This window comes from Lentilactobacillus fungorum, from assembly GCF_016860605.1.
GTDB classification, from domain to species: Bacteria; Bacillota; Bacilli; order Lactobacillales; family Lactobacillaceae; genus Lentilactobacillus; species Lentilactobacillus fungorum.
The window spans coordinates 376,084-390,147 of record NZ_BNJR01000012.1 but is presented as its reverse complement, the minus strand read 5'-3'; the positions used below and the strand labels follow the sequence as shown (position 1 = coordinate 390,147).

Annotated in this window: 10 protein-coding genes; 5 read left to right on the top strand and 5 right to left on the bottom strand. The window is 40.5% G+C overall.

Annotated elements, in window-relative coordinates:
• The first annotated feature begins 2 nt into the window (after window positions 1-2).
• Both YK48G_RS07330 and arcC read left to right on the top strand, forming a co-directional pair.
• A complete protein-coding gene (locus YK48G_RS07330; RefSeq protein ID WP_232365312.1) occupies window positions 3-854 on the top strand; it encodes an oxamate carbamoyltransferase subunit AllH family protein in 852 nt (283 codons plus the stop codon).
• Between the two features lie 28 nt (window positions 855-882).
• Window positions 883-1,842 carry a carbamate kinase gene (arcC, locus tag YK48G_RS07325; protein ID WP_203630055.1) on the top strand — a complete coding sequence of 320 codons (960 nt, stop codon included), beginning with the start codon at window positions 883-885 and terminating at the stop codon, window positions 1,840-1,842.
• Window positions 1,843-2,121: 279 nt separating this feature from the next.
• On the opposite strand, the gene YK48G_RS07320 is transcribed toward arcC, so the two are convergent.
• Window positions 2,122-2,688 carry a DUF1097 domain-containing protein gene (locus YK48G_RS07320; RefSeq protein ID WP_203630054.1) on the bottom strand — a complete coding sequence of 189 codons (567 nt, stop codon included), beginning with the start codon at window positions 2,686-2,688 and terminating at the stop codon, window positions 2,122-2,124.
• A 259-nt stretch (window positions 2,689-2,947) separates the two neighbouring features.
• Here YK48G_RS07320 and YK48G_RS07315 point away from each other — a divergent pair, with 259 nt between their 5' ends.
• Window positions 2,948-4,204, top strand: coding sequence for an amidohydrolase family protein (locus tag YK48G_RS07315; protein WP_203630053.1), 1,257 nt, complete (start codon window positions 2,948-2,950; stop codon window positions 4,202-4,204).
• Between the two features lie 232 nt (window positions 4,205-4,436).
• On the opposite strand, the gene YK48G_RS07310 is transcribed toward YK48G_RS07315, so the two are convergent.
• From YK48G_RS07310 to YK48G_RS07300, 3 genes are all read right to left on the bottom strand, one after another.
• On the bottom strand, window positions 4,437-5,891 hold the full coding sequence (locus YK48G_RS07310) for an NADP-dependent glyceraldehyde-3-phosphate dehydrogenase (protein ID WP_203630052.1): 1,455 nt from the start codon (window positions 5,889-5,891) through the stop codon (window positions 4,437-4,439).
• Between the two features lie 575 nt (window positions 5,892-6,466).
• The gene (locus YK48G_RS07305; RefSeq protein WP_203630051.1) at window positions 6,467-7,897 is read right to left on the bottom strand and encodes an APC family permease; all 1,431 of its coding nucleotides are present in this window, start codon (window positions 7,895-7,897) and stop codon (window positions 6,467-6,469) included.
• Between the two features lie 309 nt (window positions 7,898-8,206).
• A complete protein-coding gene (locus YK48G_RS07300; protein WP_203630050.1) occupies window positions 8,207-8,824 on the bottom strand; it encodes a TetR-like C-terminal domain-containing protein in 618 nt (205 codons plus the stop codon).
• A 187-nt stretch (window positions 8,825-9,011) separates the two neighbouring features.
• On the opposite strand from YK48G_RS07300, the gene YK48G_RS07295 reads away from it, so the two are divergent.
• Complete coding sequence (locus YK48G_RS07295; protein ID WP_203630049.1) at window positions 9,012-9,713, top strand: ABC transporter ATP-binding protein; 702 nt, start codon at window positions 9,012-9,014, stop codon at window positions 9,711-9,713.
• A gap of 9 nt (window positions 9,714-9,722) precedes the next feature.
• Complete coding sequence (locus tag YK48G_RS07290; RefSeq protein WP_203630048.1) at window positions 9,723-12,446, top strand: ABC transporter permease; 2,724 nt, start codon at window positions 9,723-9,725, stop codon at window positions 12,444-12,446.
• A 289-nt stretch (window positions 12,447-12,735) separates the two neighbouring features.
• Here YK48G_RS07290 and YK48G_RS07285 read toward each other — a convergent pair whose 3' ends face one another.
• Complete coding sequence (locus YK48G_RS07285; RefSeq protein WP_203630047.1) at window positions 12,736-12,978, bottom strand: hypothetical protein; 243 nt, start codon at window positions 12,976-12,978, stop codon at window positions 12,736-12,738.
• Between the last annotated feature and the right edge of the window lie 1,086 nt (window positions 12,979-14,064).

Genomic DNA, 14,064 nt, shown 5'->3' with positions numbered 1-14,064 from the left:
TTATGAACCATAATCAAAAGCAAGTAAGTGGAGAGAAGAGCAATATGCTCCCTCTCCATTTGTCTAACAAGGATCACGGAATTGTCAGTACCGTGTTTCAACATAGCTTTAACATTAAATTTCCTAATTTATTATGCCACGTCGGTAATATTTCAGAATCGCTTTCGGCCACTGGAATTACGATTGACGACGAGTATATGGAAAGTTTACTGAAAGACGTGGATGTTGGCGACCGAGTTCTCTATACAAAAGAACAATTCTTTATTTATACAAACATGGCTATTAAGATTATTTCACTCTCTGACTTAGTGGAAATTGATTTGCAGCTTCCTAAAATAACTTTTGATAGAATTTCGCTTGAACAAATCATCGATGTATTTAAAGTGATCAATTTTGCTGAAGACTGGGGATTAGGCAATCAATATACCCCGCAAAAAGTGGTAGATATGATTCGATTAAGCCAATCTACCGCTGAACAAACTAAGACATTAAATTTTTTATATGGACGCGGTCGCGGCCTGACACCAAGTGGCGATGATATTATGGTTGGCAATCTATCTATTCTAACAGCAGCGCGTTATCCGCAATTAACAACATGGCAGAATTCCGTTCGTCATAGACTTCAACTTGGCGGAACAACAGATGTCTCAGAATCATACATTAATGCAACGCTTGAAGGTTACACTTCAAAAAAGATGGTCGCATTTTTAAAAGTTCTCCAAGTTGGGGAAATTGCGCAATTACAACCTGCCATGCTCGCCATTCAAGACTTTGGTCATACTTCAGGAACAGATACCTTGTTAGGAATGTACGCAGCATTTACAATACTTCAAAATTTGCATTCGAATCTATAAAACAATATAAACGTAGGAGGAAAGTAAATTGGCAAAAATTGTTGTTGCTCTGGGAGGTAACGCTATCCTTTCAAAAGACGCATCAGCTTCGGCACAAATGAATGCTGTTAAAAAAACAGCAAAAGAATTAGTTAATTTTATTAAAAACGGTGATCAATTAATCATCACTCACGGTAATGGTCCCCAAGTTGGGAATCTTTTACTACAGCAATCTGCTGCTGATACGCCGGATAATCCTGCAATGCCGTTGGATACCTGCGGTGCGATGACCCAAGGAAGTCTTGGATACTGGTTCCAGAATGCCATGCGTGAAGAGTTATTAAAATCAGGAATTGATAAAGATGTGATAACAATCATAACCCAGACAATTGTTGCAGAAAATGATCCCGCGTTTCAGAACCCATCAAAGCCAATTGGCCCGTTCTATACAGAATCTGAACTAGCTGATATTAAAAGCGCCCATCCTAATTGGCAATTAATGGAAGATGCCGGTCGTGGGTATAGGCGAATAGTACCGTCACCCAGACCTTTGGAAATCAATGAGTATCGAGCTATTAGGCAAGTCGTAGATGATGGGATTGTGCCAATTGTATCAGGTGGTGGCGGCGTCCCAGTTATCAAGAAAGATAACAAATTAGTTGGGACGGAGGCCGTTATTGACAAGGACTTCAGTGCCTCAAAAATTGCTCAGTTAATAAATGCAGATAAATTGATTATTCTAACCTCTGTTGGTGGCGTTTTTTATAACTATGGTAAGCCAGACGCTATTGAGCTTAAGAAAGTTGGCCTTGATGAGCTTCAACAGCATATTGATGCAGATGAATTCGCTAAAGGTAGCATGCTGCCTAAAGTCGAAGCAGCTACTGACTTTGTTCGTAACACTGGCAACCCTGCAGTAATTGGCGCATTAGAAGCCGTTAAAGACATTATTGCAGGTGAAGAAGGCACAACAATTATTAATGAAAATATTGTCGCCGTTGCGAAATAGTTTTAAAAGTCACTATGAAACAACTTAGATGACGTTAATATCCTAATGATCGTTAAATTAATAATAGTGAGGTCTTGACTATTTGGCGAATATAATCTTCATCATTAAAATAATCTAAGATTGGGTCCGGTTAGAAGCTGAAATTAATCAGTTCCTACTCGGACCCAATCTTAGATTGTTTGTTGTGGTAAATCCCGTGATCAAGTAAATGATTATCGTATGCTTTTAATACAAATAAGAGCTAGCCTTTGACTCCGTGAGCCACAAATTTAGGGGCTTTTAGCTTTGACTATTTTGTTTATCATCATCAATAGATGATTTTTCCGAAGACATTTTTCCAGGAAACCAAATATACATGAATTTTTTAAATAGATTGGAACCAAAGTCCAAAAAATAAATACCGAGTAGCATACATGCTGAAAGTTCAACCACAAAAAGTGGCCAGTTTGTAATCGGTTTATTCAATGAAATTTCCATAAACGTTCCCCAACTGAGAAGCCAAGCAGGAATTCTAGTAAATGAAAGGATCGTTCCTTGAAGAATAATGGCAATAAATGCCATGACGCCAAATACCAATGAGGTCCATAATAACATGTTCATGTTCTGAATTTGGAATAGGCTGTATGCAATCAACCCCCAAATTATACCCATTCCAAAGCTAAGTGAAACGTTAACTGATGTATTTTGCTTCGACCCATACCCAGCATAAAAAGCTGAAGTAATAAAAGCCACAGGCGCCATCCAGAATTCAAGCAAGCCGGAAAGCAATCCATAAAATAAAGTGAATATGCCAATTCCAAGTGCACTGTATAATGCCTCTTTACTGATTGATAAACTAGTCTTCATAGGTACAATACTCCTTTCAAATTCAAAAAATTGTGTGATTGAAATCACTATTTACTAACTAATTTCTTAAACAAAGTAATCATACTCAGTAAAGTAAGCGTTTACATTAGCCGCTATGGATAAAAATAAATACGGTTATTATACTCGAAAGCCAATGCACCAATTAAAAAAATATGTAGAATAGGACTTGTAAGCGCTTACTATCAGTTGGCGCAATATTTGACATTGGTAGTTAAGAATGAACTAGCGAGGTGCAATTATGGTAGATCTCTTATTAAAGAATGTACGGATTAGTGATAACAAGCCGCTTATGAATGTTGCAATCCAAGGTAACAAGATCAAACAAATTTCTCCTTGTCCAATTGATGAACCAACCAAAAAAATAATTAACGGTGATGGGCATGTTTTAATCCCCGGGTTAGTTGAATCTCATATTCATTTAGACAAGGCTTTGATTTCTAATCGAGTTCATAATCAGTCTGGAACGCTCAAAGAAGCAATTGAAGTTACGGCAAAGGCTAAGCCAATGTTTACAAGAGAGGATATATATAAACGCGCAAAGGCAGCCCTTGAGATGGAAATTTCCCACGGAGTTACTAGTATGAGAACCCACGCAGAATTTTCTCCTGAAACCGGCTTTGATGGATTTAAAACTATTCTCCAATTAAAAGACGAATACAAAGATATGATCGATATTCAGATAGTTGCATTCCCACAGGATGGCATATTCAAACTACCAGGGATGACTGAAATGATGGATCAAGCAATGCAAATGGGAGCTGATGTTGTAGGTGGCATCCCTTACGTTGACCCCAGTCCTAAACAACACATTGATTTTATTTTTCAATTGGCTAAAAAATATGATAAGGATATTGATTTTCATCAGGATTTTTTTGACGATGCTGATAACATCACGATTGATTACATTGCTCGTAAGACTATCGAAGAAGGAATGCAAGGACGAGTTTCTGTTGGTCATGAAACAGCCTTGGCGGCATTACCGCCTGAACAGCTTCAACCAATCATTGAATTGATGCACGAGGCACAAATCAATGTCATGTCATTACCAGAAACAGATTTGCATTTAGGCGGGCGCAATGATGCATACAATGTCCGTCGATGTGTCACCCCTGTTCGAAAGCTCCGTGATGGTGGCGTTAATGTTTCATTGTCAACAAATAATATTCGTAATCCTTTTACCCCCTATGGGAATGGCGATATCATGCAAGTTGGCTTCTTAGCTATACCAGTTTCTCACTTAGGTGGTTTATCGGATTTGCCCACTGTCTTAGATATGTTAACATATAATCCCGCAAAAGCACTTAGACTAACAAATTACGGAATTAATGAAAGCGATAGAGCTGACTTAGTATTATTAGATACTAAAAAGAAAAATGATGCTGTCATTGACATTCCTGAGCGACTTTTCATTATTAAAAATGGTCGAGTGACTGTCAAAACTGAAAAAAAGGTTCTGCTATATCGAGATTCTCAAGAAACAATCTCCGCTAAATAAACGAATTATCGTATTCCATCTTCTAAGTTTAGAAATCATCATCACAAAACTAATACTAACTTTTGCCACGTCCTAACTAGCGTAAAAAAACAGCCAATAACTATCATTTCAAAAAAACCACGGATCGTCAGCCCGACATCTCACTACCTCAGTGGAATGTGCGCTAAATCCGTGGTTTTTAATCGTGTTTCATGTGAAACATCAACGTATCATTCTGTTACCCAATCGGTCATTACCGTTTTAAGTTAATGACCGTCAATTTTTCTCTTGACATTGATAAAATACTATTATGAACACCTTGAGTACCCATTCCAGAAGCCTTAACCCCCAGGAATGGGAAATTGTCAGGTCCCCGTTGTGGGCGACCGTTTACTTGAACCGTCCCAACCTCAACAGCGCCGGCAATTTGGATTGCTTTATCGATATCTTGAGTAAAGACGCTGGCCTGGAGTCCAAACTTGGATTTGTTTGCAATCTCAATGGCTTCATCCAGCGAATGAACCCGAATAATTGGCAATACGGGGCCAAATGGTTCAACCCACGCAATCTCCATCTCCTGAGTCACATGATCAAGCAGGGTTGGTGCGAGTAGATTACCATCCCGCTGATTGCCAGTGACCAACGTCGCCCCCTTATCAAGGGCATCATCGATTAATCCCTGAACAAAATCCGCAGCTTTGTTATCAATTAATGGCACAATTGTGCTGTCATTAACCGGGGAACCAACTGATAAATTTTCAACTTTTTCTTTTAATTTGGCAACTAACTCATCGGCTACCTTATCATCGACCAAGACCCGTTTAACGGCCGTGCAGCGTTGACCAGAATAAGCATAAGCACCCTTAATAATATTATCAGCAGTAACATCCAAATCTGCATCATCGCAGACAATTGCCGGGTCCTTGCCGCCAAGTTCCAATACCAGTGGAATCATGATTGATTTTTGCGACAGATGTTTACCCGTTCGGGTGCTACCGGTAAAACTGATCATGTTAATGTCTGGGTGTTCAGTTAAGTAATCACCAATAACTGAACCGTGGCCAGTGACTAAGCTGAGAATCCCTTGTGGAAAGCCTGCCCGATCCAAAGCCTGAATCATCTTGATGCCACTGATTGACCCTTGAGTTGCCGGTTTGAAAATCACGGCATTACCAGCCATCAATGCTGGCGCAATCTTAGAAGCGGCTAGATTAACTGGATAATTAAATGGTGAAATCGCTAGAACAACACCAAGTGGCACTCGCTCGATGATCCCCAGTTTTTCTTTTGAACCACCTGGAAAACCGTCACCACGGATACTTTGACCGTGCATGTGTAATGCCTCTTGAACCGTATACCGGATTAAATCAATGGTTCGTTGAACTTCATTTTCAGCGTCATTAAAATTCTTGCCAACTTCATTCATGACAGCCGTCGCAATCTCATCCTTGGTTGCTTCAAGTTCATCGGCCCAACGATTGAGATACTGACCGCGATCACCTAGTGATAACTTGGCCCATGGCTTTTGGGCCGCCTTAGCAGCATGAATACTTTCATCTACTTCTGACTGAGTGACGGCTTGAACATTCCCAATGACATCGTGCTTCCAAGGCGATTGAATCGCAATCGTCTCATGAGATTGGCTTTCTTGCCATGTCCCCTTGAGGTAGGCTGGATAAGTCTTTACTTCATTTTTAATACTATCCAAAATCAATTCTCCTCTCCGTCATTCAAATTATGGAAATTCGATCAAATGAGTCATCAGCTTAGACCAACGCCACAATCACAAACCACTACAAGCTATCCCAGCAAAAATCCTAAAACCGGTAGTTTCTATTGGTAAAACCAACTATTTTAACAGCCTCGAAAGGTCTAACCTACTTAGCGGTTTCTAACTAGTTTGCGTCGCTCATTTTTAGCTTATGAAAATAGATCGAATTTATTAACGTCAATTTTACAATATTATTTCATTAATTTCCAATGATTTTCACAATTTTTTATTGTGATAACGGTTACAATTAAACATGCCACCAAGTTCAAGTTGCGGCCAGTAGCACTAATCTCTTGTATCTCATCAAGTGATCCTTATCTCAAGTTTCCAGCCGAGGCCGCCATCAAAAATGACAACCTTCTTAAATTAATGAAATTAGTTAGTAAAATATCGAACGCCATTTTCACTATTATACTTCATTTTCACAACTCAATTGGCCGGTTTCCCACAAATAAAAAGAGCCTGGTTATGGTTATCCACGCCCTTCACAATTATTTAGCGATTAAATGTACTCAATCATCTGAATGCTCAGCCGTTTTAGGATCGATCACCGCATCCAAATGACTGCCTAAGAAATCTGCAGAAACGGTTGGATCCTTTCGGCTAATCCCATAACTAACCAAACCAAGGACCACCCAAATAGCCAAAATCACGTATTCAGCCGGCCATACCAAAGACACTGGTGTCCCGGGAATGAGCGTCAGCAACGCAACCCCCAAGGCAATCAGGCCGCCAAGTGTCGGCGCAACTAAGTTTCGATTACGAAAGCCGCCCGTTAGCATAGGATATTTCCGGCGAATGTTTAATAGACAAAACGTACTAAACGACCAAGCTAGTGCGATCAAGAAGCCACCCATGTCTAGGAAATAAACCAAGGCTCCCTTGCCAAGCCAGCCTAAGCCTAAAACCAACGCTAATACCAGCCATAACGCGTTGGTTGGGGTTCCGTACTTAGGGTGAATTTTCGTAAAGGCAGTCGGTAGAATGTTTCCCCGTGCCAGGGAGAAAATCAATCTCGGAGCAGCCGCGAACAGTGATAGAAAACTAGTGGCTAAGCCTAAAAAGGAAATCATATATGCAAAGATGCTTAAAATTGGAAAGCCAGCCGCCTTAAACGCATCGATTGTCCCCATCTGCATCGTGGCCGTCTTTTCCCAGGGATAAATCCAAGCTGACGATAACAACACCGAGCAGTAGTATAGGGCGGCGATCACAATTGACAGCACCACCACCAAACCAATCCGTTTTCTGGGGATGTTAGTCTCTTCAGCCATCACAGCAACCGATTCCCAACCAGTTAAGAAGGTCATTGCTGGCAAAATAAACCGGAAAATCGATGAGGTCTTGTTTTGCTCCGCCGAAAATGCAGGTAAGAAATTACCGGCATTTCCCTGAGTAAAGCCAACGAGTACCAACGACAACCCCAAAATCACCAGCAACAGGAACAATAAAATTTGAACCCGCCCGGTCAGTTGGGCCCCGTAGTAATTGATCAAGAAAATCAGCAACGTAAAGGCCACCCCAATGGCCAGTTCCGTTAAATGAACGCGAACCCCGGCAAATGTGTAGTATGGCCCAACCGCAATTTGGGGAAAAATCGTCGAAATCAGCAAACTAGACGCGGTGACAAAAAATGCAAGAATGCTCAAATACGCCCCCAATAAAGCCCAGCCGGCAAACAAGGCGCCCTTCTTGCCAAACGCCGCATACCCATAGACAACTTCACCACCCGATCGAGAAAAGATCGTTGATAATTCCGCGAACGACAGGGAAACCAATACTGCCAACGCAGAAGCGATTAATAAGCCGAAAATTTCGCCGCCAGCGCCGTATACTTTAAAAAACTGGCTGTTGGTATAAATCCAACTACTACCAATAACGCCGCCAGCGCCAAGTGATACTAATCCAAATAAGCTAATATTGTGTTTAAGAGAGCCTGCCATAATCAATAAACCTCCATTAAGTTCACAATTAACAACCGCTACACTATTATAGTGTAAGTTATTTTAACAGAGGAATTCAGCTGATGAAAGCGCCAACATCGTTGGATTTCCAATATACTAATCTGGAAAAAATGTATTTTCAAGTTGGCATCGATACTTTGAATAAACCGTTAACGCCATCAGTAATCGTAATCTGTTCAAAGGGTTTTTGACCCATTATCTTCTTTAGAAAATGAGCCAGATAACTTTGGTTTAAAAATTTGTTGCAACTTCATTGCTCTCCCACTTGCTCACTAATACCGATGGTTGTCACCTTTTTGATTCAATGCCTAAAAGATCGTAGGGACTCATGAAGCGGGTTCTGGCGATAATATCGGCGACTTGCTGGGGTGTATCTGGTTCCGACTGCGACAGCCAGAACTTCACAATATCGAATAAGCCAGCAAGCACAATTTCGTGAGCATAACTATTAGGAATCAACGGGGTCATTTTTGTCGTTCCCTTAACATGATAAAGATCCGCATTAATGACTTCCAGCAGCATCTGTTTGATTTGAACCTCAAGTTGGGGATCCCCTTTGGGCCCAAGAAGTGCCTTTATCAAATCGAATTGGTCGTAGATATAATTCAAAACCAAATTAAAGATCGGGTAGATTTGAAGATTATTTGTTTTGGGATCCTGGTAGCGCATTGTATTGGTTAAATTGTTGCGAAGAATAGCTTGAATATCGGTCAAAATTTGAGATTCATATCGCTCAATCAATTCAAACTTATCAACGTAATGTGCGTAAAATGTACTTCTGTTAATACGAGCATATGTCGTAATGTTTTTAACATTAAGCTTCTCAAGCCCATTTTGATTAACCAAGAATATAAACGCTGATTTAATTTTAGCTTCCGTATTAACAATCTTTTGATGAACTGCCATTTTAAACCCTCCTCATTATCAAAATTTATACCAATTATGTGCCGTCCCGAAATTTAAGTCAACACATTGTCCATATAAACGATTTAAATCAACACTTTTTTCATTTTTAATGGTTGCCCACGGGCTAACATATCGGTATACTCCGAATTAAAAGCAACAGATTGTTTATTTAAATGGAGGGGATTTCATGACTTACATTAAGGTTAGAGATAGTTCTAAAATCTACCAAACGGGAGATGAGGAAGTCCGTGCTAATGACGCCATTTCATTTGAAATCAAGAAGGGAGAGTTAACAATTATCGTTGGCGCTTCCGGAGCTGGGAAGTCAACACTTCTCAATATCTTGGGCGGCATGGATAAACCAACTAAGGGTGACGTTATCATCAACGGAAAAAATATTGCGAATTATAACACCCGTAAATTAACGACTTATCGCCGTCGATCAGTTGGATTTGTTTTTCAGTTTTATAATCTAGTTCCCAATTTAACGGCCTTGGAAAACGTAGAATTAGCCTCTCAAATTGCCCCAGACGCGCTTAATCCCGAAGAGGTGCTCAAAGACGTCGGATTAGCCAGTCGCGCTCAAAATTTTCCAGCTCAATTGTCTGGTGGTGAACAGCAACGGGTGGCAATCGCCCGGGCAATCGCCAAGAATCCAGAATTATTATTATGCGATGAACCAACTGGCGCTCTGGATTATCATACTGGCAAAAGCATTTTAAAATTACTACAAGATTTTAGTCACCAGCAGCAAAAAAACGTCATCATTGTTACCCACAACGGCATGATCAAGCCAATGGCCGACCACGTTATTGAGCTCTTTGATGGCAAAGTTAAAGCGGACGTTCGAAATGCCAATCCTACTTCTGTTGAACAAATTGAATGGTAGGCGATGACGATGAAAAAAGCATTACAAAAAAACATTCGGCGCGAATTTAAATTTTCACTTGCTCGTTTTCTTTCAGTTACTACCCTAATTGCTCTTGGTGTCATCGTTCTTATCGGCTTAAAAGTTACCGGTCCAGATATGAGACGAACGGCAAATAACTACTATACCGAGCAAAAGATGGCAGATGCTGTTGTAACTAGTAACACGGATATCTCCAAATCTGACCAAAATTATTTGAAATCACTGCCCCACGTCAAGAAAATTGAATTTGGAACCTATCAAGATGCGGTTATTGAGAATACCAATAAAAGCATCCGATTAAACACCAAATCAACATCATTATCCAAAAGCAAAGTCTTTAAGGGTAAATTACCGACAAACAATCATGAAATTGCCCTCGATAAACGAGAAATGTCAAAGTATAAAATTGGCGATTCGCTTTGGCTGGTCAATAATAAGGGTGGCCACAAAATTGATAATTTAAAACGAGCTTCCTATAAAATTGTTGGCTTTGTAACTTCCCCTGATTATCTTAAAAAAGTGAATATGGGCCAAACTTCAGCCGGTAATGGGCAAATATCGACCTATGGGATTGTGACAAAATCGGCATTTACAACGACCCAACCAAAGATAGCCAAAATTTCCTACAATAACGTTCATGGTGCCAGCTACTCTAATCAATATGAACAACAAGTTCAAGATAATGTTAATGATGTGGATAACAAAATCCGTGATCGTGGCGTTACCCGAACTAATAACGAAAAACAGAGTAGCCTGGACAAACTCAAAACTGCTGAAAATAACTTAAACCATCAGCAATCACAATTAAAAACCAAAAAAGCCCAGCTGAAAGCCAAACAACAGCAACTGACTTCTCAAGCTCAGCAAGCATCAGCGGCAAGTACTCAGGCGCAAGCCCAGCTGCGTAGCGCCGAAAACACCATCAAGAAAAATTTAGCTCAAATTTCAAGCGCTCAAGCTAAAATTAATCGTGCCCAAAAGAATCTTCAAGATAAGCGACAAGCCATTCAAAACAACGATCAACAAATCGTCTACACCATCAAAAGTCGTAACGACTATAACACCGGCTATAATCAATTTGGTGAGGACGCAAAGCGAATTGATTCACTATCAAATACGTTCCCAATTATTTTCTTTCTAGTAGCACTTCTAGTGTGCTTCACCACAATGTCACGAATGGCAGGACAAAAGCGAATTGAACTTGGAACCCTTCGAGCACTAGGATATACAAAATTTGATACGCTCAAAGTCTTTATTATTTATGGACTATCGACGGGAATTTTAGGATCATTGATTGGGGTTCTTTTCGGAACCGGATTTCTTCCGCGACGAATTTTTGCAGCCTATGCGGCAAACTTTTCAATTCCAAACTTTCAAACTCCACTAGACCCATTCTGGATCACGCTTTCGACAGTTATATCAATTGCCGTAACCACTTTACCAGCCTTATATGCGGCCGGCATTTCTTTACGAGAACTCCCCGCAACTTTGATGCTTCCTAAGCCACCAAAGGCCGGTGCTAAGGTGTTACTTGAAAAGATCCCGTTTATTTGGCGGCATTTATCATTCAACTATAAAATCATGATTCGCAACTTGGCGCGTTATAAGACTCGAATGGCGATGACGATTATTGGGGTTGCAGGATGTACCGCTTTGCTAATTACCGGCTTTGGTATTCGTGATTCCTTAAACGGTATTTTATCAACTCAATATCAAAAAATCGTTCACTACGATGTGATCAGTATCTACAATCCAGATGCATCTTCGTCTAAATTGGCAGCCTATGACGATTCAATTGACAATCAGTCTGGCATCAAAAGTAAAACAAAGGTCTTTTATGAACAAGTTACGACGCATCCTAAGGACGATATTAACAATCAAACGATCACGATGCTAGTTCCCAAGCACCCAGATCATTTTTCATCCTATGTCTCATTAAGAAACCCTCAAACCCACCAAAAACTTTCGTTGCCTAAAAACGGCATTGCAATGACCAAAAAGCTTGCAACCCTGACCGGCAAAAAAGTTGGTGATCAGATCACCATTAAAGATGCAAATGGCAAAAATCATCAAGTTAAAATTGGCAAGATAGTTGAGATGTATGCGGGGCACAATATCTACCTAACCCCTTCATACTACAAACAGATTTTTAACCAATCGGCAAACTACAACGCTAACATGATTAAGCTTAATAACCGATCAGCTAAAAATATTGATCAGGTCTCCAAAAACCTAAATAAACCGGATGCTTCTGTCACGGCTGTTCAATCTGATGATGAAAAAACAGAAATCAATAACATTCTTCACGGATTAAATAATTTAGTTCTGATCATCACGCTCTGTGCATCCGCTCTTGCATTCGTGGTTCTTTTCACGCTTACAAACATTAACGTTTCAGAACGCATTCGCGAACTTTCAACGATTAAGGTACTGGGTTTTTATCCAATGGAAGTTGTCTTGTATGTATATCGAGAAACATTCTTTTTAACCGCTGTCGGAATATTATTTGGTTGGTGGGGTGGAGATTATCTGCATCGCTACATTATGCAGACATTACCACCGGCGACAGCCATGACAACTTTAAACCTTTTATGGACCAATCCAACAATTTCAGCAATCCTCACAATTATTTTTTCAGTTATTGTGATGATCCTAATGGCCCGCAAGATCAATCGGATTGATATGCTGGAAGCTTTAAAATCTGTGGATTAATAATGACAACCAATCTAGGTTTTGAACGAATGAGCCTGGTATCGGTCGGTTGTTGTAGCTTTAAGGTAAGCTGTACTGCTTACGATAAAATGACACTCGTCCTATATAAAAATAGGTCGGGTGTCATTTTTTAGCACCGGATACAAATTGATGAGTAAATTAATCGTCAACGTACCCCAACAAGTAAATAGGGTTCATAGTAACTTGGATTCTAAAATTCAAAGCGGCCAATCAGCTTCCCCTTTCCGGAATAGCTAATTAGCCGCCTTGGATGAACCCCATCATTCAATTATGCGATCGGATCTTTAAAATGCGTGTTATGTAACGAAACGTTAGGCCGCCATTTTTTGCCAATTTGTTCCCATTGAAAGTTAGCACTGACTTTAATTTGGTGATTTCGTTTGTCGACCTCCGTCACAATGATCAACCGATGATCAAATGTTGTCCGAGTTCGTTGCAGTTCGGGCGTGTCCACAAGCACCCGTGTCTCTTGGCGGGTGAATCCCCCTAAATCGATCAAGTCCAAATCCATGTAATCCCTCCTAAATATTAAGTGAGCGCAGCAAAGCGCTTAGAAAGCGGAGCCTAAGTTGACTTGGCCGGAAATCCCGGGCCTGGATTTTTGGACAAGTTGACTTAGGTGCAGCTTTCTGCTTTGCGTAGCTGTCCTACATAAGTGAGCGGAGCAAAGCGCTTAGAAGCTGGAGCCTAAGTTATCTCGGCCGGAAATCCCGGGCTTGGATTTTTGGCCGAGATAGCTTAGGTGCAAGCTTCTGCTTTGCGCAGCTGTCCTACATAAGTGAGCGGAGCCAGGCGCTTAGAAAGCGGAGTGTAAGGCTCCTCTGGAGGAAATTCCCGGGCTTGGAATTTTTTCCAGAGGTGCTTACACGCAGCTTTCTGCCTGGCGCAGCTGTCCTACATAAGTGAGCAGAGCCAGATTCCTGCCTGGCGCAGCTGTCCTCCCACCCTCATTATAGCAATCTCTCGTCATTCGACAGAACTACGGTTAGCCATTCGAAATTAACCTATTTCTTATATCAATTAATAGAATAACCCCCAACCATCCGCTTTCCTCTAATTGAAAATCCCCTTCATATCATAAGTTTAGCCACCACTACTTGGAACGACTAGTTAATTTAATTAAATTCAAACGCTAACGGCACCTACCATCAACCTAAAATCTCCCAAAATAAAGTTTCCTTATCTTTCTATTAAAATTCTAAAAGTTCGGAATTAAAGGACCCGATAATCATTAATTCTAACTGCTCTATCCCTTATACGCCAACGGGTTTAGACAAATCACCCCTTATTTGACCTTCCTTTTAAATTGAACGATAATGATAAGTTAGATAATGCTGTTTATGTTTAATGGGCACTTTAGATTGATGCGGTTAACTAAGGGTGAATAACGTAATGTGCTTAAATGTCGTTGCGTAAACTAGTCGTTTCACGGCTGTAGGGGTATGGGGTTTCTTTGTTATAAACTTCCAGTTCGGGCATTTTTGTTAAAGGGGCTGTTGCACAAAGCTTTGCATGGCACACTTTCTAAACTTACCAGCCTTGATATAAATCGCTGCCTTAGCTAATCAGCCAATCTGAACCATAATGTTGAGGGGGA

What these genes read in the sequence shown, in the direction of transcription:
- YK48G_RS07330 (WP_232365312.1), top strand. Translation starts at nt 3, where the DNA reads ATGAACCATAATCAAAAGCAAGTAAGTGGAGAGAAGAGCAATATGCTC.
- YK48G_RS07320 (WP_203630054.1), bottom strand. Translation starts at nt 2,688, where the DNA reads ATGAAGACTAGTTTATCAATCAGTAAAGAGGCATTATACAGTGCACTT.
- YK48G_RS07315 (WP_203630053.1), top strand. Translation starts at nt 2,948, where the DNA reads ATGGTAGATCTCTTATTAAAGAATGTACGGATTAGTGATAACAAGCCG.
- YK48G_RS07305 (WP_203630051.1), bottom strand. Translation starts at nt 7,897, where the DNA reads ATGGCAGGCTCTCTTAAACACAATATTAGCTTATTTGGATTAGTATCA.
- YK48G_RS07300 (WP_203630050.1), bottom strand. Translation starts at nt 8,824, where the DNA reads ATGGCAGTTCATCAAAAGATTGTTAATACGGAAGCTAAAATTAAATCA.
- YK48G_RS07295 (WP_203630049.1), top strand. Translation starts at nt 9,012, where the DNA reads ATGACTTACATTAAGGTTAGAGATAGTTCTAAAATCTACCAAACGGGA.
- YK48G_RS07290 (WP_203630048.1), top strand. Translation starts at nt 9,723, where the DNA reads ATGAAAAAAGCATTACAAAAAAACATTCGGCGCGAATTTAAATTTTCA.
- YK48G_RS07285 (WP_203630047.1), bottom strand. Translation starts at nt 12,978, where the DNA reads ATGGATTTGGACTTGATCGATTTAGGGGGATTCACCCGCCAAGAGACA.